General features: G+C 72.3%; 17 protein-coding genes and 1 pseudogene. 8 read left to right on the top strand and 10 right to left on the bottom strand.

The features are described from left to right. Positions 1-4: 4 nt before the first annotated feature. The 3 genes and pseudogenes from ACZ6JE_RS02075 to ACZ6JE_RS02065 form a co-directional block, all read right to left on the bottom strand. Positions 5-2,296: pseudogene (locus tag ACZ6JE_RS02075) on the bottom strand (HelD family protein); the annotation flags it as partial. A gap of 107 nt (positions 2,297-2,403) precedes the next feature. Then, the gene (locus tag ACZ6JE_RS02070; protein WP_464318058.1) at positions 2,404-3,243 is read right to left on the bottom strand and encodes an aldo/keto reductase; all 840 of its coding nucleotides are present in this window, start codon (positions 3,241-3,243) and stop codon (positions 2,404-2,406) included. Further along, positions 3,243-3,617 (bottom strand): FKBP-type peptidyl-prolyl cis-trans isomerase, encoded by a 375-nt coding sequence (locus tag ACZ6JE_RS02065; RefSeq protein WP_192060110.1) that lies wholly within the window; start codon positions 3,615-3,617, stop codon positions 3,243-3,245. Before ACZ6JE_RS02065 ends, ACZ6JE_RS02070 begins: the two co-directional genes overlap by 1 nt. 179 nt (positions 3,618-3,796) lie before the next feature. Between ACZ6JE_RS02065 and ACZ6JE_RS02060 the strand changes: the two genes are divergently transcribed. Next, positions 3,797-5,113 (top strand): MFS transporter, encoded by a 1,317-nt coding sequence (locus ACZ6JE_RS02060; protein WP_464318057.1) that lies wholly within the window; start codon positions 3,797-3,799, stop codon positions 5,111-5,113. A gap of 76 nt (positions 5,114-5,189) precedes the next feature. On the opposite strand, the gene ACZ6JE_RS02055 is transcribed toward ACZ6JE_RS02060, so the two are convergent. Then, entirely contained in the window at positions 5,190-6,563 is a 1,374-nt protein-coding gene (locus ACZ6JE_RS02055; protein ID WP_320478753.1) for a PrsW family intramembrane metalloprotease, read from the bottom strand. Between the two features lie 73 nt (positions 6,564-6,636). On the opposite strand from ACZ6JE_RS02055, the gene ACZ6JE_RS02050 reads away from it, so the two are divergent. After that, entirely contained in the window at positions 6,637-7,779 is a 1,143-nt protein-coding gene (locus tag ACZ6JE_RS02050; protein ID WP_464318056.1) for a YihY/virulence factor BrkB family protein, read from the top strand. Between the two features lie 134 nt (positions 7,780-7,913). On the opposite strand, the gene ACZ6JE_RS02045 is transcribed toward ACZ6JE_RS02050, so the two are convergent. From ACZ6JE_RS02045 to ACZ6JE_RS02030, 4 genes are all read right to left on the bottom strand, one after another. Further along, positions 7,914-9,431 carry an aspartate ammonia-lyase gene (locus ACZ6JE_RS02045; protein ID WP_192060104.1) on the bottom strand — a complete coding sequence of 506 codons (1,518 nt, stop codon included), beginning with the start codon at positions 9,429-9,431 and terminating at the stop codon, positions 7,914-7,916. Positions 9,432-9,558: 127 nt separating this feature from the next. Then, complete coding sequence (locus ACZ6JE_RS02040; protein ID WP_463464575.1) at positions 9,559-9,768, bottom strand: hypothetical protein; 210 nt, start codon at positions 9,766-9,768, stop codon at positions 9,559-9,561. Beyond that, entirely contained in the window at positions 9,765-11,045 is a 1,281-nt protein-coding gene (locus ACZ6JE_RS02035) for an anion permease (RefSeq protein WP_464318055.1), read from the bottom strand. The genes ACZ6JE_RS02040 and ACZ6JE_RS02035 overlap by 4 nt, the downstream gene beginning before the upstream one ends. A gap of 91 nt (positions 11,046-11,136) precedes the next feature. Next, complete coding sequence (locus ACZ6JE_RS02030; RefSeq protein WP_464318054.1) at positions 11,137-12,678, bottom strand: carboxylesterase/lipase family protein; 1,542 nt, start codon at positions 12,676-12,678, stop codon at positions 11,137-11,139. A 144-nt stretch (positions 12,679-12,822) separates the two neighbouring features. Here ACZ6JE_RS02030 and ACZ6JE_RS02025 point away from each other — a divergent pair, with 144 nt between their 5' ends. From ACZ6JE_RS02025 to ACZ6JE_RS02015, 3 genes are all read left to right on the top strand, one after another. Then, positions 12,823-14,571 carry a cation:proton antiporter gene (locus tag ACZ6JE_RS02025; protein WP_192060095.1) on the top strand — a complete coding sequence of 583 codons (1,749 nt, stop codon included), beginning with the start codon at positions 12,823-12,825 and terminating at the stop codon, positions 14,569-14,571. A 65-nt stretch (positions 14,572-14,636) separates the two neighbouring features. Then, entirely contained in the window at positions 14,637-15,968 is a 1,332-nt protein-coding gene (locus ACZ6JE_RS02020; RefSeq protein ID WP_320478006.1) for an ABC transporter permease, read from the top strand. An 11-nt stretch (positions 15,969-15,979) separates the two neighbouring features. Then, complete coding sequence (locus tag ACZ6JE_RS02015; protein WP_192060091.1) at positions 15,980-16,207, top strand: hypothetical protein; 228 nt, start codon at positions 15,980-15,982, stop codon at positions 16,205-16,207. 10 nt (positions 16,208-16,217) lie between these two features. Here the strand turns inward: ACZ6JE_RS02015 and ACZ6JE_RS02010 are convergent, their stop codons facing one another. Continuing rightward, positions 16,218-16,727, bottom strand: coding sequence for an 8-oxo-dGTP diphosphatase (locus ACZ6JE_RS02010; protein WP_243215740.1), 510 nt, complete (start codon positions 16,725-16,727; stop codon positions 16,218-16,220). A 56-nt stretch (positions 16,728-16,783) separates the two neighbouring features. On the opposite strand from ACZ6JE_RS02010, the gene ACZ6JE_RS02005 reads away from it, so the two are divergent. Then, positions 16,784-17,134, top strand: coding sequence for a hypothetical protein (locus tag ACZ6JE_RS02005; RefSeq protein ID WP_192060087.1), 351 nt, complete (start codon positions 16,784-16,786; stop codon positions 17,132-17,134). A 32-nt stretch (positions 17,135-17,166) separates the two neighbouring features. Continuing rightward, positions 17,167-19,275, top strand: a complete 2,109-nt coding sequence (locus tag ACZ6JE_RS02000) for a S9 family peptidase (protein WP_464318053.1) — start codon at positions 17,167-17,169, stop codon at positions 19,273-19,275. A gap of 79 nt (positions 19,276-19,354) precedes the next feature. Here the strand turns inward: ACZ6JE_RS02000 and ACZ6JE_RS01995 are convergent, their stop codons facing one another. Further along, positions 19,355-19,993 carry a CYTH domain-containing protein gene (locus tag ACZ6JE_RS01995; RefSeq protein WP_192060082.1) on the bottom strand — a complete coding sequence of 213 codons (639 nt, stop codon included), beginning with the start codon at positions 19,991-19,993 and terminating at the stop codon, positions 19,355-19,357. Between the two features lie 140 nt (positions 19,994-20,133). On the opposite strand from ACZ6JE_RS01995, the gene ACZ6JE_RS01990 reads away from it, so the two are divergent. Further along, positions 20,134-21,489, top strand: coding sequence for a maltokinase N-terminal cap-like domain-containing protein (locus ACZ6JE_RS01990; RefSeq protein ID WP_464318052.1), 1,356 nt, complete (start codon positions 20,134-20,136; stop codon positions 21,487-21,489). The last annotated feature ends 178 nt before the right edge of the window (positions 21,490-21,667 follow it).

The raw sequence follows: 21,667 nt of genomic DNA, 5'->3' as shown, positions 1-21,667 counted from the left end.
CTCGTCGGCTGACGACGGTCAGACGCTGGGTGGGGCGCGTCATCGCCACGTACAGGCTGGCGTTGCCCCGCTCGGCACCGGTCCGGATGCGCTCGGGGTCGACGACGACGACGGAGTCGAACTCGAGGCCCTTCGCGGTCGCCGGGCTGAGCACCGAGACCGGCTTGGTCAGCGAGGCCGTGCCCGCGGCGACCAGGCCGGGCAGCGCCGCCGACAACGCGTCGACGAGCGTCGCGACGGCCTGCGCGGGGGCGACGACCGCGAGGGTCCCGTCGCCGTCGATCTCGCGGTCGGCCCGGACGGCGTCGACCGTGGCGCGGACGAAGTCGTCTCTCGAGGAGGCGCCGGTCACCTCGAGCACCGGCCACTCGCTCGAGCGCACCGACCTGCTCGGGGTGATGCGCAGACCGGTCGCCTTCGCGACGTCCTCGGCGTACTGCACGATCTGCGTCGGGGTCCGGTAGTTGACCGTGAGCTCTTCGAGAGTCCATGGGGCGCTGGTCGGGGCCTCGGTACCGCGACGACGACGACCCAGGAGGCTCTGCAGGGCGCGGTCCCACGAGTCGGCCGACGCCGGGCTCGACGCCTGCGCGATGTCGCCGACGACGGTGAACGACCGCAGCGGGCACCGACGCGACAGCAGACGCCACTGCATCGGCGAGAGCTCCTGCGCCTCGTCGACCACCACGTGGCCGAAGGCCCAGGTGCGGTCGCCGGCCGCACGCTCGGCCGTGGTCATCGAGGCGGCCCGTTCGGCGAACCCGCCCGCGATCTGCTCGGCCGACACCATGCCCTCGACGCCCATGTTCTCGATCGCGCGCTCGGCGTTCTCGATGTCGCGCTTGCGCTGCTGCTTGCGCGCCAGCTTGTCGGGGTCCACGCCTGCCTGGAACTCGCCGAGCAGCTCGGCCGCCTCGTCGAGGAGGGGGACGTCGGAGATCGTGAACTCCGAACCCCGGGGGCGCTGCAGCAGGGCGCGCTCGGCGGGGCTCCAGCGCGGGGTCAACGACGCCAGCCAGTTCGGCCGGGCGTAGAGGTCTTCGACGAGCTTCTCGGCCGAGAGCGGCATCCACGCCGTGTTCAGCAGCACCCGCACGTCGTACGACTGGCGGATGTCCTCGCGGAGCACCGCCTCGTCCGATTCGTCGACGGTCGTGCCGTGCTCGCGCATCTGAGCGACGAGCAACCGGGTGAGGGCCGACAGGGCGCCCTTGTTGAACGTGACGCGAGCCTCGTTGTGCGGCTTGCCCCGTTCTTGGGCACGACGCATCGCGTCGCCCACGAGATCGGGCTGGACGACGAGGCGCTCGCCGTTGATGTCGATCGTCGTCGACTCGGTCGGGCGCACCTGCCGCGACCGGACCGCACGGCGGATCAGATCGGCCATCTCGGCGCGGCCCTTGACGGCCGCCGTCTCGGGCGCGTCGTCGAGCTGGGTCTCGAGACCCGGGTAGAGACCGCCGAGGCTCGACAGCACGACGCCGCTCTCGCCGAGCGACGGCAGCACCTGCTCGATGTACCGGAGGAACGACCGCGACGGGCCGACCACGAGCACACCCGAGCCGCGGAGGCGCTCGCGGTGCGAGTAGAGGAGGTACGCGGCGCGGTGCAGCGCGACGGCGGTCTTGCCCGTGCCCGGTCCGCCCTGGACGACGAGCACGCCGTCGAGCGGTGCGCGGATGATGCGGTCCTGCTCGGCCTGGATGGTCGCCACGATGTCGGTCATGCGCCCGGTGCGCTGCGCGGTGAGGGCGGCCATGAGCGCGCCCTCGCCCTGCAGCTGCACGTCGTCGCGGTCGAGCAGGTCGGGGTCGAAGACCTCGTCCTCGAGCCGGGTCACGGTGCGCCCGTCGAGGGTCAGGTGACGCCGGGCCCGGACGCCCTGCGGCGTCGCCGCGGTCGCCTGGTAGAAGGCGGCCGCACCCGGCACGCGCCAGTCGAGCAGGATCGGGTGGTGCGACCGGTCGCGGAGGCCGATGCGGCCGATGTAGCGGTACCGACCGCCCTCGCCGGCCTCGGCCGGGGCGTCGACGTCGCCGCTCTGACCGAGCTCGTCGGGCTCCTCCAGCTCGAGGCGCCCGAAGGCGAGCCGCTCGTCGACGGCGCCGAGCTGGGCGATCGTGTCCTCGTAGAGCCGCGCGTACGAGTCGCGCTCGCTGCGGCTCTGGTGATTGCCCCCGACGGTCTCGCGCCGCACGGTCTCGAGACGCCCTCGGGCGTCGGCTTTCAACTCGTCGAGTCGCGAGTAGAGCGTGCCCACGTAGGCGCGTTCGCGGTCCAGCTCAGAAGACAACAGTCACTCAACCCTTCGGGAAAGTCGGCGTGTCAGTCTACCTGCCGCCGGACGACCGAACGCCCCCGCCGGGTGGCTGGGGGCGCTCGGTCGACACGGCGTTGTGCCGGTCAGAACTCCTCGTGGGTCTCGGGGTCGCCGTCCCACAGCCGACCGCGCTCGAGGCCGCTGATGGCCTCGACCTCGGCCGCCGACAGCTCGAAGTCGAAGACGTCGAGGTTCTCGCGCTGGCGACCGGGGTCGGCCGACTTCGGCACCGGGACGGCGCCGAGCTGGACGTGCCAGCGGAGCACGACCTGCGTCGGGGTCTTCCCGTGCGCGGCAGCGATGTCCGTGATGACCGTCTCACTGAGCAGCTCGCTCTGCTTCGCGAGGGGGCTCCAGCTCTCGGTCACGATGCCCATGCGCTCGTGGACGGCCCGGAGGCCGGCCTGCGGGAAGTACGGGTGCAGCTCGATCTGGTTGACCGCCGGCACGACGCCGGTCTCGTCGGCCAGCCGCTGGAGGTGAGCCTCGGTGAAGTTCGAGACGCCGACGGACGAGACGAGGCCGTCCTCCTGCAGCTTCACGAAGGCGCGGAACGAGTCGACGTACTTGTCGACCCGCGGCAGCGGCCAGTGGATCAGGTAGAGATCGACCCGCTCGAGACCGAGGGTGCCGAGGCTCTCGTGGAAGCTCGCGATGGTCTCGTCGTAACCGTGGTGCCGACCGGGCAGCTTGGTCGTGATCACGAGCTCGTCGCGGGGCACGTCGACCCGACGGACGGCCTCGGCCACGGCGTCTTCGTTGCCGTAGTTGAGCGCCGTGTCGATCAGGCGGTAACCCGAATCGATGGCCGTGGCGATCTGCCCGGCGCCCTCGGCGCCGTTCATCCCGTACGTGCCGAGCCCGATGCTCGGGAGGGTGCGACCGTCGTTCAACCCGACGGAGGGTGCCGAGGCCGCCGTCATCAGCTGACGCCGAGCAGGTCGATCACGAAGATGAGGGTCTTGCCCGAGAGCGAGTGACCGCCGCCGGCGGGGCCGTAGGCGAGGTGCGGGGGGAGGACGAGCTTGCGACGTCCGCCGACCTTCATGCCGGGGATGCCCTCCTGCCAGCCGAGCACGAGCGCCGCGAGCGGGAAGTTGATCGGCTCGCCGCGGCTCCACGACGAGTCGAACTCCTCGCCGGAGTCGTACTCGACGCCGAGGTAGTGCACGTTGACGGTCGAACCGGCCGTCGCCTCGTCGCCGTCACCGACGGTGATGTCGACGATCTGCAGCTCGGTGGGGGCGGGGCCCTCGGGGGCGTCGATCTCGGGCTTGATGCTGGGGTCGTGAGTCATACCGACCATCCAACCACCGACGGACCCGACCAGACGAAGGAGGGTCGACCGCTCGTGTCCTCCCTGCGAGGCTCGAGTGGTCGACCCACCGTCCGTTCGCACCGAGATCTGCTCATCGATGCGAACGAATGGACGATACCTCCGCTCCCGGGCCGCGCAAAATCGACGATGATGGAGTCTTGTCCACTCCTCCCGGCGCACCGCGACGACCGCTCTTCGTCGACCTGACGCCCCTCCGCGCGAGCCCCGCCTTCGCCCGGCTCTTCGTCGGCAACACCGTCAGCGGCATCGGCACGCAGCTCACCGTCGTCGCCGTCGGCCTCGAGGTCTACGACATCACCCGCTCGACCTTCGCCGTGGCCCTCGTCGGCGTGTTCTCGCTCGTGCCGATGATCGTGGCGGGCCTCTACGGCGGGATGCTCTCCGACGCGTTCGACCGCCGGAAGGTGGCCCTCGTCGCGGCCGTCTTCGCCTGGCTGTCGACGGCGGCGATCGCCCTGCACGCCTGGCTCGGGGTCCGCGAGGTCGCGCTGCTCTACCTGCTCGCCTGCGTCAACGCCGTCGCCGGGACGATGATCGCGACCTCGCGGGCGGCGATCGTGCCCCGCCTGCTGCCCACGCGCCTCCTGCCGGCCGCCGCGGCCCTCGGCGGCATCGGCACCGGCCTGATGCTGACGGTCGGCCCCGCTCTGGCCGGGGTGCTGGTCGCAGGGGTGGGGTTCCCGCTCACGTACAGCGTCGACGTCGTGCTCTTCTCCTTCGCCTTCGTCGGCATCCTCACGCTGCCGCCCATCCGACCCGAGGGCGAGACCAGCCGACCCGGCCTGTCGTCGCTCGCCCAGGGCCTGCGGTTCCTGCGGAGCTCGCCGAACATCCGCACCACGTTCGTCGTCGACCTGATCGCCATGACCTTCGGACAGCCGCGGGTGCTGTACCCGGTCGTCGGCACCCTGGTGATCGGAGGAGGCGCGGTGACCGTCGGAGCCCTCACCGCCTCCTACGCCGTCGGCTCGCTGCTCAGCAGCGTGTTCTCCGGCCGTCTGGGGCAGGTGCGGCTGCAGGGCCGGGCGGTGAACCGCTCCATCGCGGTCTACGGCGCGTTCATCGCGGCCTTCGGGGTCGTCCTGGCGCTGACGCCGATGCGAGCCGGCGGCGGTCTCGGCGACGGTCTGGCCGACGCCCGACCGGTCGCCCTCGTCGCGGCAGCGATCGCCTTGGCCGGGGCGGGTGCGGCCGACAACGTCAGCTCGATCTTCCGCTCGACGATCCTGCAGGCCGCGGCGCCCGACTCGATGCGCGGGCGCCTGCAGGGGATCTTCATCGTCGTCGTCACCGGCGGGCCCCGCCTCGGCGACCTGTTCGTCGGACTCGTCGCCGCCGTCGGCGTCGCCTGGCCGCCGCTGCTCGGCGGAGCGCTCGTCGTCGTCCTGCTCGGGGTGGTGGCCCGGCTGACGCCGTCGTTCCGCCGTTACGACGCGACCGCGCCGACGCCCTGATCGCGCGCCCGGCGGGACGACGGGCAGGACGCCCGGAGGGACGACGGGCGCGGTCGGCGAGGGAGGTGCGCGGTCGTCACCACTGCGGAGGCAGCGGACGCCCCCACTGGTCGTAGTACACCGGCTGCCGCCCCCGGCCCGCGCCGTCGTAGCCGCTGCCCATCGGGCGCCCCGATCCGTCGACCCAGGGCGTGCCGTCGGGCCGCGGCGCGTGATCGGCGAACGCGGTGGCAGGCGCCTGCAACGCGGCCCGGCTGGCGCCGAGCGCCTGCAGCAGCTCGGCCTCGTCGCGGCCGGCGACCGCGTCGAGCTCCCGGCGCCCCTTCAGCATCCGCTGCCGGGTCGACGCCAGCCGGGTGGCGTCCGACACGAAGCGCTTCATGGCGGGGCCGAGGCCGTTCGCCGCGGCCCAGCGGCGTGCTCGGCGACGCCCGGCGGAGGTCGAGAGCATGGCGACCTCGTCGGCGCTGAACCAGCCGACGGCGGCGTACTCGGCGAGGCGGGCGTGCGTGGTGCGGCGCTCGCTGCGGCGCAGGAAGATGACGAGCCCCACCATCGCCGCGAAGATCGGCACCTGCACGAGCAGGTAGTAGGCGAAGAACGCCCCGCCGACGACGACGAGCGCGCCGTTCCAGAGGGCGTGCAGCGCGATGGCCGGGACGAGACCCGCGAAGAAAAAGCCGATGGCGCCGAACGGGCCCGTGCGACGGACGGCGTAGCCGAGGGCGACGCCGGTGCAGGCCGTGTACATGACGTGGGCGAAGGGCGACATGATCGCCCGCACCAGGAACGTGAACACGAGCCCCTGGCTGCCGGTCGCGAGGTCGTCGGCGACCTGCACGGCGAAGTACTGGATGTTCTCGACGAAGGCGAAGCCGGCCGCGACCGTGGCGGCGTAGACGATGCCGTCGACCGGGCCGTCGAAGTGTCGGCGGAAGATCCAGAGCACCAGCAGCACCCCGAAGCCCTTGGCGGCCTCCTCGACGACGGGCGCCTGCACGACCGCCCCGAAGAGATCGGCGGAGTCGCCGTCAGCGAGACCGAAGACGGCCCGGACGTTGCCGACGACGATGTCGACCACGAGCGCGGTGCTCACGGCGACGGCTGCACCCCAGAGGAACGCGAACAGCAGCGCGACCCGGGGCTCGGGCTCCCATCGGTCGACGAGCCAGATGCCGACCAGCACGATCGCGAGCGGCACGAAGGCGAGCAGCGCGCCGGCCGCGATCAGCGACGGGCGGAGGAAGATCAGGAAGTACACGACCACGGCGAGCGCGAACACCCCGATGACGGTGAACCCGACCGCGAGCGCCACCGTGCTCGCGACGCGGGGCCGAGGAGGCGCGGGTCGGCTGAACACCGGCTGCACCGGGTACCACACCGGCTGCGGGTTCGGCGTGACGGTCGACGACCTGGGGTGGTCGTGGCCGCGGGGATCGTTCCAGGTCATGCCTCGACCTTAGGGGCAGCCGGGATCGGCCGAGCGGCCGGGGCGGGCGTCGGGCCGACGGTATCCTCGGGGGATGTCGTCGACCCGGTCCCTGCCCGAGGACCCGACGATGCTCCGCTACGTCGTCATGCGGGTCTGGCACGACTTCCTCCGGCACCGCACGATCGATGCGGCGGCCTCGCTGACGTTCTTCGCCCTGCTCGCCCTGGTGCCCACGGCCCTGGCGCTCGTGTCGGGCGTCGCCCTGTTCGTCGACGACGGGCGTGACGCGGTCGAGGAGATCCTCGTGGTCGCGAGGTACATCCTCACGCCGAACGCGGTCGAGTCGCTGCGCAGCCCGCTCGAGCAGATGCTGAGCCTGTCGAGCCCGGGGCTCGCGTTCGGCATCGGCCTGTGGTTGACCCTCTGGTCGCTGTCGGCCTACGCGACGGCGTTCGGTCGGGCGATGAACACCGCCTACGAGGTCGAGGAGGGGCGACGCATCTGGAAGTTCCGCGGCCACATGATGATCGTGACGCTCGTGCTGATGGTCTCGCTCGCGCTGATCGCGGTGATCCTGCTGGTGACCCCGACCCTCAGCGATGCGGTCGCCGGTCGTCTCGGCATCGGCCGCCCCTGGACGGACCTCTACAACGTGCTCAAGTGGCCGGTGCTGGTCGCCCTCGCCGTGCTGTCGGTGGCCGTCCTCTACTTCTTCACGCCGAACGTCCGACCGCCTCGCCTGCGCTGGGTGTCGTACGGCGCCATGGTCGCGCTCGGCGGCTGGGCGCTCGCGACCGCGGGCTTCGCGACCTACGTGCTGACGGTCTCCAACTACGACCGCTTCTACGGCTGGGTCGGCGGCGTCGTCGTCGTGCTGCTCTACGCGTACATCAGCAACTTCGTGCTGATCATCGGGGGCGAGCTCGACAGCGAGATCCTCCGCATGCGTCAGCTGCGGCGCGGGGTGAAGGCCGAGGAGGTCATCCCGCTGCCGATGCGCGACACGGCGCGCAATCACATCCTGGCGCGCAACCTCGCCTGGGACATCCGGGTCGGCCGCGCCATCCGCGAGCGGTCGCTGCGCGAGAACGGCGGGGTGCTCGATCCGGACGAGCTGCGGCGGCTGCACCTGCGCTCCGAGCACGAGCAGGCGGCGGCCGACGCCGAGCGGGAGCACGCGGCGGAGCGCTCCGAGCAGACCGACACGACCAGCCACGCGCCCTCGACCCCCTGATCAGGAGGCTCCGGTCAGGAGGCTGCGGTCGGGAGGCTGCGATCGGGAGGCTGCGATCTGCAGGAGGCGCGGTGCCGGTCCGACCGGCACCGCGCCTCCTTCGCCGCCGTCGCCTCCGGCCTGCCGCGCCCGCCTCAGCCGGCGGTCTCGTCGGCGGGGTTGCGCGCCCCGGCCGAGTTGGCCGCCCGGGCCACAGCCGCGGCGGGGTCGTCGACGTCGATGATCGGGATCGAGCTCGTGACGGCCTCGAGCCCCGAGAGACGCGCGGGCGACAGGACCTTCTGCACCTGCGCCTCGCTCATGAGGCCCGCGGCGACGACGAGCGCCGAGATGGAGCCGTTCGTGGTCAGCGCCGTGTGGGCGATCGCCGCGGCGGCCGCGTAGCCGATGTAGGGCGTGAGCGCCGTGACGCTGCCGACGTTGGTGTCGACCTGCTGGCTGAGCCGCGCGCGGTTGGCCTCGATGCCGTCGACGCAGTTGACCCGGAGCGTGCGGCAGGCGTAGGTCATCCACTGCAGGCTCTGCATCACCGAGTGCGTGATGACCGGTTCGAAGGCGTTCAGCTGCAGCTGACCGGCCTCGGCCGCCATCGTGACGGTGAGGTCGGCCCCGGCCACCGAGAACGCCACCTGGTTGACGACCTCGGGGATCACGGGGTTGACCTTGCCGGGCATGATCGACGAGCCCGCCTGGCGGGGCGGCAGGGTGATCTCGCCGAGGCCCGCCTGCGGCCCGGACGACAGCAGCCGCAGGTCGTTGCAGATCTTCGAGAGCTTGATGGCGCTGCGCTTGAGGGCGCCCATCAGCGTCATGAAGACGCCCGTGTCGCTCGTCGCCTCGATGAGGTCGGGTGCGGTGACGAGGTCCATGCCCGACAGCTCGCCGAGGTGGCGGCGGACGGCCTCGGCGTACTGCGGGTCGGCGGTGATCCCGGTGCCGATGGCGGTCGCGCCCAGGTTGATCTCGCCGAGCAGCGGCACGACGTCGCGCAGCCGCTGCACGTCTTCGCCGAGGGTGTGGGCGAAGCCGACGAACTCCTGGCCGAGGGTCATCGGCACGGCGTCCTGCAGCTGGGTGCGACCGACCTTCAGCACGTCGTGGAACTCGGCGCCCTTCGTCGCGAACGACGTCGCCAGCAGGTCGAGCTCGTCGAGCAGGCGGCGGAGCGTCAGCACCATGCCGATCTTGATCGACGTCGGGTACGTGTCGTTCGTGCTCTGGCTGCGATTGACGTCGTCGATCGGGTGCAGCCGCGCGTAGTCGCCCTTCGCGTGACCGAGCAGCTCGAGCGCCCGGTTCGCGATGACCTCGTTGCTGTTCATGTTGGTCGACGTGCCGGCGCCGCCCTGGATGACCCCGACCGCGAACTGGTCGTGCAGCGCCCCGCCGCGGATCTCGACGCACGCGCGTTCGATGGCCTCGGCCTTGGTGCGGTCGAGCACGCCGATCTCGACGTTGGCGCGGGCCGCCGCCTGCTTGACGAGCGCGAGGGCGATGACGAGGTCGGGGTAGACCGAGATCGGCCGTTGCGAGATCGGGAAGTTCTCGAGCGCGCGAGATGTGTGGATGCCCCAGTAGGCGTCTGCGGGGACCTCCCGACTGCCCAGCGAATCGGTCTCGGTGCGGGTGGCTGCTGCTGTCTCGTGCGTCACGGGTGGTGCGCCTCCGGTCGTCAGTCGGGCCCGGTCGTCGTCGATCGGGCGGTGACCACGACTGTACCGGCGCGGGCCCTCGCGGGGCGGCGGGCCGAGGAGGCGCGGGGCGGCTCCGCCCGACGGTTCAGCTGTGGAGGGCGGGCACGATCAGGTAGATGCCGAACAGGACGCCGAGCGCGCAGACCACGAAGCAGGCGTATCCGCCGATCGTGCGCACCCGTGTGCGGTCGTCGACGGCGAGCAGGCGCAACCCGAATGAGTAGAGCGACACCAGGGCGGCGGCGGAGAAGAGCGCGACGAGCGCGACCACGACGAAGGCGGACCAGTCGATCATGAGCGCACCTCGTCGTCGGGGGTGGAGCCGCCACGCGTCGCGGCGGGGGCCGGTGGATCGTCCATGCGGACGAACGGCGCCTCGACACCGGCCGCCGGCGTGTCGACGCGTCCGCGGCGGTCGGCCCGGCGGGCCCGACGCCGCGAGAGGACGGACGTCGCGGCGACGTCGACCTCGATGGCCGAACCCTGGTCGTGCGGCCGACGGCGCGAGACGATGAAGATGCCGGCGATGACCGCCGCGCCGACGACGGCGTCGATCACGAGGCCGGGGAGACCCCACGACGCGACGAACGCGGCGACGGCGCCCACGGCGGCGGACGCCGGGAGCGTGATGAACCAGGCGACGACGATCTTGCCGGCCGTGCCCCACTGGATCTTCGAGCCGCGGCGGCCGAGACCGGCGCCGATGATGGAGCCGCTGGCGACCTGCGTCGTGGACAGGGCGAAACCGAGGTGGCTCGACGCGAGCACGGTGGCCGTCGTGGACGCCTCGGCCGAGAAGCCCTGCGTGGGCTTGACCTCGGTGAGACCGCCTCCCATGGTCTGGATGATGCGCCAGCCCCCGGTGTACGTGCCGAGCGCGATGGCGAAGGCGCAGACCACGACGACCCAGAACGGCGGGCCCGAGTCGGGGGCGAGCAGACCGCCCGCGATCAGCGTCAGGGTGATGACGCCCATGGTCTTCTGCGCGTCGTTCGTGCCGTGCGCCAGAGCGACAAGCGACGAGGTGAAGATCTGGCCGTAGCGGAACCCGCCCCGCTCGCTCTTGTCGTCGCGCCGTCGGGTGATCGTGTACGCCAGGCGCGTCGCCGTGTACCCGACCACCCCGGCGATGAGCGGCGCGAGCAGCGCCGGCAGCACGACCTTCGACAGGACGACGCCGAAGTCGACCGAGCCGAGCCCGGCGCCCACCAGCGCGGCTCCGATCAGGCCGCCGAAGAGCGCGTGCGACGAGCTGGACGGCAGACCGCGCAGCCAGGTGAACATGTTCCAGACCACGGCGCCAATCAGCCCGGCGAAGATCATCTCGGGGGTGATCAGGACTCCCCCGTCGCCCTCCCGGATGATGCCGCCCGAGACGGTCTTGGCGACCTCGGTGCTGAGGAACGCGCCGACGAGGTTCAGCACCGCGGCCACGCTGACCGCGACCCGGGGCTTCATCGCCCCGGTGGCGATCGGCGTCGCCATCGCGTTCGCGGTGTCGTGGAACCCGTTGGTGAAGTCGAAGAAGAGGGCCACCGCGATGACCAGGACGACGATGAGCGTGATATCCACCGGCTGAGTGTCACAGCTGGGTGAACAGCGGTCAACTCGGAGGTGGCCGGGAGGTGTCTCGCGCGCGCTGCCGAGCGGTGGTCGTCGGTCGTCAGACGTGCGGCACGAACTCCTGCCAGGCACGGCGGCGCTCGCCCCGGGGATCGTGCTCGACGCGGTCGCGCACGTCGATGATCAGGGTCCGACGCCGGAACGGGTCGTAGGTGGGCCAGCCCTCGACCGACCCCGTGCGGACGAACTCGAGCCACCGTGCGCGGGTCCGGGCCGAGGCCCGCACGAACGCACGACGCCCGCCGAGCAGGCTGAGCGCCCAGCCGAACGGGGAGCGCATCCGGTCGTACACGCCCCAGAGCTCGAGCCCGTGGAACGCGTCGAGACCCGCGACCCGCAGGATCCGCGTGGTCGCGTCGAACCGGTAGAAGCGGACGGGCTGGTGCACCGCGTGCCGCTCGGCCACCTTGACGCTCGGGAACCAGAACGCGAAGTCCCCGCCGAAGTCGAGGGCGGCGGGGCGCGACGGGAGCCCCGGGTAGTGCTTCTTGATCTCGCGTCGCGACTTCTTCTTCGTCGCCGCGAAGATCGCCCGGATGCGCGGCTTGGTCGTGGCGAGGATGTCGCGTCGCCCCGTGAAGACCGAGCCCTCGCGGTCGTTCGTCCCGATGATCAGCGGCACGGGATGCGCCCGCCCCGCCTTGAACGCGTCGAGCGGGCGTTCGGGCAGGAACCCGCCGTCGATGACGGGGCTGAAGCAGATCGTGCCCGGGTCCTCGTCGGGGATCCTCAGCTGCAGCTGACTCGCGGCCCGGACGATCGCCCCGGTCGGCGCGACGGCGAGCAGCTCGGCCGCGTCGTCGACCGAGGTCGACTCGAGGTCGTCGTCCCGCAGGGCGTGGGTGAGGATCTCGAGGAACTCCCCCGCCCAGCGCCGGGTGACCTCGGGCGGGTAGACGGCGTTCGGCGGCGAGCTCTGAGCGATCACCCCGGCGAACAGCCCGCGAGCGCGCGGCACCGTCATGAGGGTCGTGACGGCGTTGCCGCCCGAGCTCTCGCCGGACAGCGTCACGCGATCGGGGTCGCCGCCGAACGACCGGATCGTGTCGCGGATCCACTCGAGGGCGGCCACCTGGTCGCGCAGCCCGAGATTGGACTCGAGCGGGCGCTCGGGGGTGGCCCAGTGCGTGAAGTCGAGGTAGCCGAACGCGCCCAGCCGGTAGTTGAAGCTCACGTAGACGACGCCGCCCTCGCGGACCAGCGTCTCGCCCTGCCTCGGGTGCTCGCGCGACGAACCGACGCTGTACGCGCCGCCGTGCACGAAGACCAGCACGGGCAGGTCGTCTCCCGCGGCGCTACCCTCGGGCGCGATCACGTTGATAGTGAGGCAGTCCTCGCTGAGCGGCGTCGTCGCGTCGACGCCGACGAACTGCACTCTGTCCTGCGGGGCGGCGGGCCCGAACCGGGTCGCGTCGCGGACGCCCGCCCAGCCCGGGGCGGGCTCGGGGGCTCGGAACCGGAGGGGCCCGACAGGAGGCGCGGCGTAGGGGATCCCGCGCCACGCGACGACGCCGCGCTCGCGGAGTCCGCGGACGGACCCCTGCGGGGTCGTTCGGACGAGGTCCTCGGCGGGGGCGCTCACCCGACGATGCTACGAGGGCGGAGGCGCCGGTTCGGCCGCGTTCATCCGACGTTCTCCTAGCGGCGCGCTGACAGGATGGAGGCATCTCCTTGCAGTCGCTGCATCCGACGCGGCTGCCCGACACGACGGGACGGTCGCCTCCGCATGGAACTCGCCGAGCTGCTGATCATCCTCACGGGCTCTCTGATCGTCACCGCCTTCGCCCGCTGGCGCGGCCTGCCGGCCCCGTTGCTGACCGTCGGCGTCGCACTGCTCGTCTCGTTGATCCCCGGTGTGCCCGACGTCGAGATCGACTCGGAGCTGATCCTGACCGTGGTGCTGCCGCCGCTGCTCTACTCCGCCGCCCTCGACGTCTCGCTGCTCAACTTCCGCGAGAGCCGGGCCCAGATCGCCCGGCTGGGCGTCGGCGCCGTCGTCGTCACCGCCTTCGCCGTGGGCGGCGTCGCGTACCTGATGATCCCCGACATGACCCTGCCGGCCGCACTGCTCGTCGGGGCCGTGGTCGCGCCTCCTGACGCGGTGTCGGCCGCCGCCATCGGGCGGAGACTCGGTCTGCCCCGCAAGGTGATGACCGTGCTGTCGGGCGAGAGCCTCATCAACGACGCGGCGTCGCTGACGCTCGTGAAGGTGTTCCTCGCCATCGTCGGCGGGGCCAGCCTCACGGTGTGGGACGACCTCGGCATCTTCGCGCTGGCGATCGGGGTCGGGGTGGCCGTCGGTCTCGTGCTCGGCTTCGTCGCGCACCGGGTGCGGATGCGCATCGACGACCCGGTCATCGAGAACGTCATCGGACTGCTGCTGCCGTTCGTCGCCTACATCACGGCGGAGGAGCTCGGCGGGTCGGGCGTGCTCGGCGTCGTCGCCGCCGGGCTCTACGTCGGCTTCAACTCGCCGCGGACGGGCTACGCGACCCGGCTGCAGGAGCGCCCGTTCTGGTCGGCGGCGGACGTCGTCCTCGAGGGCTTCGTCTTCGCCCTCATCGGGCTGCAGCTGCGGGCCGTGGTGCTCGACGTGGCCGACAGCGAAAGGGGTCTCGGGCAGAGCGTCGGGGTGGCGCTCGCCGTGCTCGCGGTCGTCGTGCTCGTCCGCCCCGTGTTCGTCTTCGGCAGCCACTACGCCGCGCGCGCCGCCCGCTACGTGTTCCTGTCGCCTCTGCTGCGGAGGCTCCGCAGGGTGCCCGCGCTGCGGAGGGCCCGGGCTGCGCCCGCTCTCCGCGCGGTCCGCTACCGGCCGCAGCCTCGCATGGACTGGCGGCAGCTCACGGTCATCTCGTGGACGGGCATGCGCGGCGTCGTGACGCTGGCCGCGGCCGTGTCGATCCCCGCCGTCACCCAGTCGAGCATCGCGGTGCCGGCCCGCGACACGATGTTCCTGATCGCGTTCATCGTGACCGTGGGGACCCTGCTGATCCAGGGGCTGACCCTGCCCGTCGTGATCCGCGCCCTCGGGGTCCGCGACGAGACCCAGCGCGACCGCGACCTCGCCGCCGAGCTCGAGATCTTCGCGACCAGCACGGAGGAGACGATGGCGTACGTCGAACGCCGCCGACCCGTGTGGGAGGAGCGCTGGGGCGCGGAGCTCACCGACCGCGCCGTCCGCTCGACCACCACGCGTCTGCTGCGTCAGAACGAGGCCCTGCAGCGCACCGCGGTCGACGACGCCGACGAACGCGAGGCGAACGGCCCGACGGACGACCAGGCCCGCAGGAGGCGCGAGGCACCGCACGCGATCGGCACCATCCGTCGGGAGCTGCTGGCCAAGCGTCGCGAGGTCGTGCTCCGCGAACGCGACGCGGGCAACCTCGACGAGGAGGTCATGCGGCGGGTGCTGCTCGGGCTCGACGCGGAGGAGCTCGCCATGGACACCTCGGCGCTCGCCAGCACGAGGTCCTGAGGGGTCGACGGGCGGAGACCGCGGCGTACCCTGGAGGACGGCGGACGAGGCGAGAGCAGGCGGCAGTGACGGACACGACGGCGGGATCGACGACGGGCGGATCGGCGGGAGGCGCGGCGGACGACGGCGCGGGCGGCGCGGATCGAGCCGGTCGGACCGGGCCCGGCCGCTTCCGTCGGTGGTACTCGACCCTCCACCCGTCGCTGCAGCTGATCGGGCTGCAGCTCTGGCTGCCGCTGTTCTTCATCGTCGGCTTCTGCCTCTGCTACATCGCGGCGTTCCATGCGCCGCATCCGCACGACGTGCCGGTGGCGATCGTCGGCTCGTCGTCCGAGCTGCAGACGACCCTCGACGAGCGGCTGCCCGGCGCGATCGAGCTGCGCTCGTACGACGACGTGGCGGAGGCGCGGTCGGCGGTCACGAGCGGTCGCGTGGCGGTCGCCTACGATCCGGGCGACGACGCCCTCTACACGGCGAGCGCGCACCAGTACCAGGTCGCCGCCCTGATCCCGGCCATGCTGACGCCGGTGATCGAGGCGGAGGGGGCGGCGGCGCCCGCGGTGACCGACCTCGCCCCGCTGCCCGCCTACGACGAGTACGGCACGGTCTCGCTCTACCTGATGCTCGCCTGGTGCATCGGCGGCTACATGGTCGCCATGTTCATCGGGCTGATGGGCGCGCCGCTGCGTCACCGCACCCGCACGACCGTGATCGTCGTCGGCGGGGCGGTCATCTCGCTGATCACGAACGTCCTGGCCGGGCCGGTGGTCGGCGCCGTGCAGGGTCACTTCCTCGAGCTCTTCCTGCTGGGCTGGGGATGGATCATCGCGATCGGCCTCGCCGTCAACGGCATCAGCTACTTCGTCGGTCGGTTCGTCGCCCTGCCCGCGATGATCGTCTTCGTCTTCCTGTCGATGCCGGCCTCGGGCGGGGCCTACCCGTCGTGGTTCATGCCCCAGCCGTTCGCCTGGCTGAACAACGTCGTGGTGGGCAGCGGCATCACCGAGATGCTGAAGCGGGCCCTCTACGACGTCGGCCCCGGCTACGGTCGCGGACTCACGATGATGCTGGCCTACGCGGTCGCGGGGGTCGTGCTGATGGTCACCGGCAAGAAGTGGTGGGAGCGACGTCGGATCCGCCGCATCGTGACGGGTCGCACGACCATGTTCGCGGACGCCCAGAACGCGAACCGCGACTTCCTGGTCGCCGAGCGCGACGAGGTGCTGCGACGCCACGGGCTCGTCTCGACCGACACCGGCACGATCAACACCGTCGGCGTCGACGAGCGCGGCGACCTGGACGACGGCACGTCGGGCGACATGTTCCTCGGTTCGCCCGGCGGCCTCGAAGACGACACCCTCGACACGCGGCCGATCCCGACGAGACCCCGCCGGTAGGCTGACCGGTCGTGAACCGATCCGCCCTGCACCGCCTGCTCGTCGCGGTCGTCGTCGTCCTGCTGGTCGCCGCCGCCGCCCTCTACGTCCTGAGCGTCACGCTCGCACCGGGCGGCCGTGACGTCGCCGGTCTCTTCGTGGGCTACGCGTGGGGCGCGGTCGTGCTGGCCGTGCTGGTCGGCGTGGTCGACTTCTTCGTCCGCTCGAGCGGCTCCCGGTCGCACCGCGGCGAGCGCTGACCCCGGCCGATCAGGCGGACGGAGCGCCGACGGGCGGCATGCCGTCGGGCAGAGGCCGATCGGAGGCGACGCTCGCGAGGTCCTCGCCGAAGGTGAACTCGTGCGAGACGGCGCCGCCGGCGAGCACGGCCGGGAGCCACACGCGCGCGTCGCTCCACATCTCGTCGAGCGGCAGATCGTCGAGCGCGAACCAGGCGGGGGCGAGCTCGTCGCTCTCGACGGGCTCGCCCGACCAGCGCGTCGTGACGAACACCGTCGAGCGCTGACTCCACGACTCGCGGTGCGGGAACAGATAGAGCAGATCCCCGCGGCGGTCGAGGTCGCCCGGCTGCACGACCACGCCCGCCTCCTCCGCGATCTCGCGGACGATCGCGTCGAGCGCCGACTCCCCCGCCTCGAGCTTGCCGCCGAGACCGACGTACCGCCCCGTGCCGAGACCGCGCTTCTTGCGACCGAGCAGCACCTCCGTCCGCCCCTCGACCCTGCGGAGGAGGTAGGCGACGCACACTCGGTAGACCATGCGCCGAGGGTAGCGGCCCCGCGACCGTCGAGGCGCTCGCGCGTAGGCTCGTCCGCATGCCCGAGACACCCGACGCGCCCCGAGGGGGCGTGCCCGAGTTCCGTGGGGCCGGTCGCAGCCTCGAGGTGCTGCGGGCCGAGGCGCACGACGAGCTCGCGGCCCTGATCGAGCTCCGGTGCCGCAACGGCGAGGACCCGTGGGACGTCATCCCCGGTCTGCCCACCGTCGACGAGCAGGTCGTCATCTCGATCCGCGCCGCGGCGCGAGGCGTCGACGGGGTGCCCGTCGCGGGCGGGCTGGGCACGACCGACGAGCTGAGGTTCCTCCGGACGGTCGCGCTCTGGCACCCCGAGCTGTCGCGTGCCGTGTGGTCGCTGATGGGCCGGATCGACGCCGCTTCGCACTGAGCGCGCATCGCGGCCTTCAGTAGGGTTGGCGGATGGCTTCCGTCCCCGCGCCCCGCGCTCCGAAGAGACCCGTCACTCGCAGCCACCACGGCCACGACTTCGTCGACGACTACGAATGGCTGAGGGCGAAGGAGGACCCGGAGGTCCTCGCGCATCTCGAGGCCGAGAACGCCCACACGACCGCGGAGACCGCGCATCTCGCGGGTCTCCGCGAGACCGTGTTCGACGAGATCAGGAGCCGCGTCCAAGAGACGGACCTCGGCGTCCCCGTCCGTGAGGGCTCGTGGTGGTACTACTCGCGGACGGCCGAGGGCTCGCAGTACGGCATCCACTGCCGGGCGCGCATCGCGGGCCCCGACGACTGGACTCCCCCGGTCTTCGGCGCCGACCGCCCCGCCGAGGGCGAGCAGGTCCTCCTCGACGGCAACGTCGAGGCCGACGGACACGACTTCTTCTCGCTCGGCAGCTTCGACGTCTCCCCCGACGGCCGACTGCTGGCCTACGCGGTCGACACCGAGGGCGACGAGCGCTACACCCTGCGGATCCGCGACCTCGAGTCCGGCTCCGACCTGGACGACGAGATCGCCGACACCGCCCCGGGCGCCCTCTTCGACGCCACCGGTCGCTACGTCTTCTACCCCACGGTCGACGAGTCGTGGCGCCCCGACACCATCTGGCGTCACGAGGTCGGCCGGGCGGGCGACGACGTCACCGTCTTCACCGAGCCCGACGACCGCTACTGGATCGGCGTGGGCCTGACCCGCAGCCGCCAGTACCTCGTGATCGACATCGGCTCCAAGATCACCAGCGAGACCTGGCTGCTCGACTCGAGCGACCCGACGGGCGAGTTCCGCGTCGTGTGGCCGCGCCGCGAGGGCGTCGAGTACGAGGTCGAGCACGCGATCGTCGCGGGCAGCGACCGCCTCCTCGTCGTCCACAACGACGGCGCCGAGAACTTCGAGCTGGTCGACGTGCCGGCCGACGACCCCACCTCGACCACCGACCGCCGCGTGATCATGCCGCACCGCGCCTCCGTCCGGCTCGAATCGGTCGACGCGTTCGCCGGCCATCTGGTCGTCGAGTACCGTCGCGATGCGCTGCCCCGCTTCGCGGTCGTCCCGCTCGACGCCGACGGCTACGGCGACGTGACCGAGGTCGCGTTCGACGAGCCGCTCTTCGCCGCGGGCGTCGGCGGCAACCCCGAGTTCGCCCAGCCCACCGTCCGATTCGGCTACACCTCGTTCGTCACCCCGTCGACCGTGTACGACCTCGACGTGCGCACCGGCGAGCGTCGCCTGCTCAAGCGGCAGAACGTGCTCGGCGGCTACGACCCCGCCGACTACGAGCAGTCGCGCGAATGGGCCACCGCGGCCGACGGCACGCGCGTGCCCGTGTCGCTGGTCTGGCGCCGCGACGCCGTGCCGACCTCGGGCCCCTCGCCCGTCCACCTCTACGGCTACGGCTCGTACGAGCACAGCATCGACCCCGGCTTCAGCGTCGCCCGTCTGTCGCTGCTCGACCGTGGCGTCGTCTTCGCCGTGGCGCACGTGCGCGGCGGCGGCGAGCTGGGTCGCGCCTGGTACGAAGGGGGCAAGACGCTGACGAAGAAGAACTCGTTCACCGACTTCGTGGACGTCGCCGACCACCTCATCGCCGAGGGCCGCACCACGCCCGAGCTGCTCGTCGCTGAGGGCGGCAGCGCGGGCGGCCTGCTGATGGGCGCGGTCGCCAACCTCGCGCCCGACCGCTTCGCGGGGATCGTCGCCGCCGTGCCCTTCGTCGACGCGCTCACGAGCATCCTCGACCCCGATCTGCCCCTCACGGTGATCGAGTGGGACGAATGGGGCGACCCGCTGCACGACGCCGAGGTCTACGAGTACATGCGCGGCTACAGCCCCTACGAGAACGTGCGCGAGGGCGTCGCCTACCCGCGCATCCTCGCCGTGACCTCGCTCAACGACACCCGCGTGCTCTACGTCGAACCCGCCAAGTGGGTCGCCCGGCTGCGCGACGTCGGCGCGCCCGTGCTGCTGAAGACCGAGATGTCGGCCGGGCACGGTGGCGTGAGCGGGCGCTACGAGTCGTGGCGCGAGCGCGCCGTCGAGATCGCGTGGATCCTCGACGTGCTCGGTCGCGCCTAGGCGGCCGACCCGAGCGGGCCGGCCCGACCCGCGGACTCCGAGGAGGCGCGGGTCGGCCGGGCGGGCGGCCGTCGGCAGGTCAGCCCTCGGCCCCGAGGCCCCTCGCCAGCTTCGACCGCGACGACGAGACGACGGCCCCGGCGGCGAGGACACGCTGCTCGACCGCGTCGAGCAGACCCTCGCCCGGCTCGCCGTCGACACCCGGCGCGAGCTCGACCTCCCACTCGCGCCAGCGACGCTCGGCGCCCGACGCGAGTCGCGTCGCGGTGACCACGTCGTCGGCGACCTCGGCGAGGGCCGAATCGTCGTCTGCCAGCAGCATCAGCACCGAGCGGTTCGTCGCCAGCCGGAGCACGGGGCGCACCGAGCGCCCGTCGAGCACGCCGGCGACGAGTGCCAGCAGGTCAGCGGGCACCGGCTCGTCGGCGGATCCGAGCGGCCAGTGCACCTCACGACGGCCCGTCGTGCCGGCCTGCGGCGGCAGCTTGAGGTGCCAGCCCTCGTCGCCTCCTCCCTCGCGCCTCCTCAGGGTCGTCCGGGCGGCGACGAGCGCGTGGTCGTCGGTGTCCCAGTAGGTCGCCACCAGCTCGACGGCGGGTCGCGGCTCGGTGCGGCCGACGACGAGCCCTCCCCCGGCGACCCCGCCCAGGTCGGGGACGACGGCCGTCTGGTCGACGTCGTACTTGCGCTCGATCTCGGTCTGCTCGGTGCGGCTCATGCCTCCAGTTGTAGCCGGTCGCCGGGTGCGGGGCGAGCGGCCCGGCCCGTGAGGGAGGCGGGACGACGTCGTCGAGCCGCGCGCGCCGCCTCGGGGGCTCGCGCCGCGCCTCCTCGGCCGGGCGGGCGTAGGGTCGTCGCATGAGCGACGTGGCACCGAGTCTGGCCGGATGGATGGCGCGACAGCGCTGGTACGCGACGAAGGGGCGGACGCCCGCGTTGCGGGTCATCGGGTCGTACGAATCGGATCTCGGCGACGCGCTCGCCCTGACGCTGCTGATCATCGACGAGGCCGGCGACACCCCCGTGCTGTACCAGGTGCCGCTGGTGAGCCGCGACGCCCCGCTTCCCGGCGGCGACGCGGCCTTCATCGGCTCGGCCGACGGACGCTACCTGTACGACGGGCCGCACGACCCCGCCTACGCCCGCGAGCTGCTCCGCACGATGACCGACGAGGCCCGCATCGACGGCGCCGACGTGGCCGTCGAGGGCACCCGCATCGTCGACCCCGGCACGGTGCGGCGCTCGCGCGTGCTGTCGGGCGAGCAGTCGAACACCTCGATCATCTACGACGTCGAGGGCGGGCCGGTCGAGCACGTGATCGCCAAGGTCTTCCGCGTGCTGCACCACGGTGACAACCCCGACGTCACCACCCAGGCGTCGCTGACCCGCGGCGGCTCGACGCACGTGCCGTCGTCGTTCGGCTCGCTGCGCGCCACCTGGACCGACCCGGGCCGCGACGGCGGGACCGCCACCGGGCACCTCGCGTTCTCGCAGGAGTTCCTGCCCGGGCTCGACGACGCCTGGCGCGTCGCGCTCGCGGCCGCGGCGGCCGGGACCGACTTCACCGCCGAGGCGCACGACCTGGGCGTGGCCGTCGCCGAGATGCACGCCACCCTCGCCGTCGAGCTCGGCAGCGTCGCCGCTGGGCCCGACGAGATCGACGGCGCCCTCGTCAGCATGCGCCGACGCATCGCCACGGCGGCCCGAGAGGTGCCCGAGATCGCCGAGCATGAAGCCGCCATCTCGCGCGTCTACGACGCGGCCGGTCATCTCGCCTGGCCCGACCTGCAGCGCATCCACGGCGACCTGCACCTCGGACAGGCGCTGCTGTCGCCCGAGCGCGGCTGGATGCTGATCGACTTCGAGGGCGAACCGCTGCGCCCCATGCCCGAGCGCTCGCGCCCCGACCTGCCGATCCGCGACATCGCCGGGATGCTGCGCTCGTTCGACTACGTCGCCGGGTCGCTCGCCCACGAGTCGACGCCGGTCGACGCCCGCGACTGGGCCCACGACGCCCGCAAGGCCTTCGTCGACGGCTACATCGCATCGTCGGGTGTCGACATCCGCGCGGCCCGCGCACTGCTCGACGCCTTCGAGATCGACAAGGCCGTGTACGAGGCGATCTACGAGAGCCGCAACCGGCCCGACTGGATCAGCATCCCGCTGACCGCGGTCGCCCGCCTGGCCGCGCGGAGCACGCCCGCCGCCGGCTGACGGTCGCGCCTGCCGAGCCGAGCCGAGGAGGCGCGGTGCCGGCCGTCGAGCACCGGCACCGCGCCTCCTGACGTAGCAAACGAAGTGACGCGAAGCGGCGCCTCGGCTCACCCGAAGGGGCCCTTCGAGTCACCTCGATGCACAGGGGGCCGCGGCCCCTGCAACGAAGTGACGCGAA

The organism is Frigoribacterium sp. AC759 (assembly GCF_979256015.1).
Note: the sequence above shows the minus strand (reverse complement) of the source record. Positions and strands in the feature narration are given on the sequence as shown.

Bases quoted from the DNA above. Each gene is read 5' to 3' on its own strand.
- ACZ6JE_RS02055 (WP_320478753.1), bottom strand. From the start codon at position 6,563: ATGACCTGGAACGATCCCCGCGGCCACGACCACCCCAGGTCGTCGACC.
- ACZ6JE_RS02000 (WP_464318053.1), top strand. From the start codon at position 17,167: ATGGCTTCCGTCCCCGCGCCCCGCGCTCCGAAGAGACCCGTCACTCGC.
- ACZ6JE_RS02070 (WP_464318058.1), bottom strand. From the start codon at position 3,243: ATGACGGCGGCCTCGGCACCCTCCGTCGGGTTGAACGACGGTCGCACC.
- ACZ6JE_RS02050 (WP_464318056.1), top strand. From the start codon at position 6,637: ATGTCGTCGACCCGGTCCCTGCCCGAGGACCCGACGATGCTCCGCTAC.
- ACZ6JE_RS01995 (WP_192060082.1), bottom strand. From the start codon at position 19,993: ATGAGCCGCACCGAGCAGACCGAGATCGAGCGCAAGTACGACGTCGAC.
- ACZ6JE_RS02025 (WP_192060095.1), top strand. From the start codon at position 12,823: ATGGAACTCGCCGAGCTGCTGATCATCCTCACGGGCTCTCTGATCGTC.
- ACZ6JE_RS01990 (WP_464318052.1), top strand. From the start codon at position 20,134: ATGAGCGACGTGGCACCGAGTCTGGCCGGATGGATGGCGCGACAGCGC.
- ACZ6JE_RS02010 (WP_243215740.1), bottom strand. From the start codon at position 16,727: ATGGTCTACCGAGTGTGCGTCGCCTACCTCCTCCGCAGGGTCGAGGGG.
- ACZ6JE_RS02040 (WP_463464575.1), bottom strand. From the start codon at position 9,768: ATGATCGACTGGTCCGCCTTCGTCGTGGTCGCGCTCGTCGCGCTCTTC.
- ACZ6JE_RS02065 (WP_192060110.1), bottom strand. From the start codon at position 3,617: ATGACTCACGACCCCAGCATCAAGCCCGAGATCGACGCCCCCGAGGGC.
- ACZ6JE_RS02005 (WP_192060087.1), top strand. From the start codon at position 16,784: ATGCCCGAGACACCCGACGCGCCCCGAGGGGGCGTGCCCGAGTTCCGT.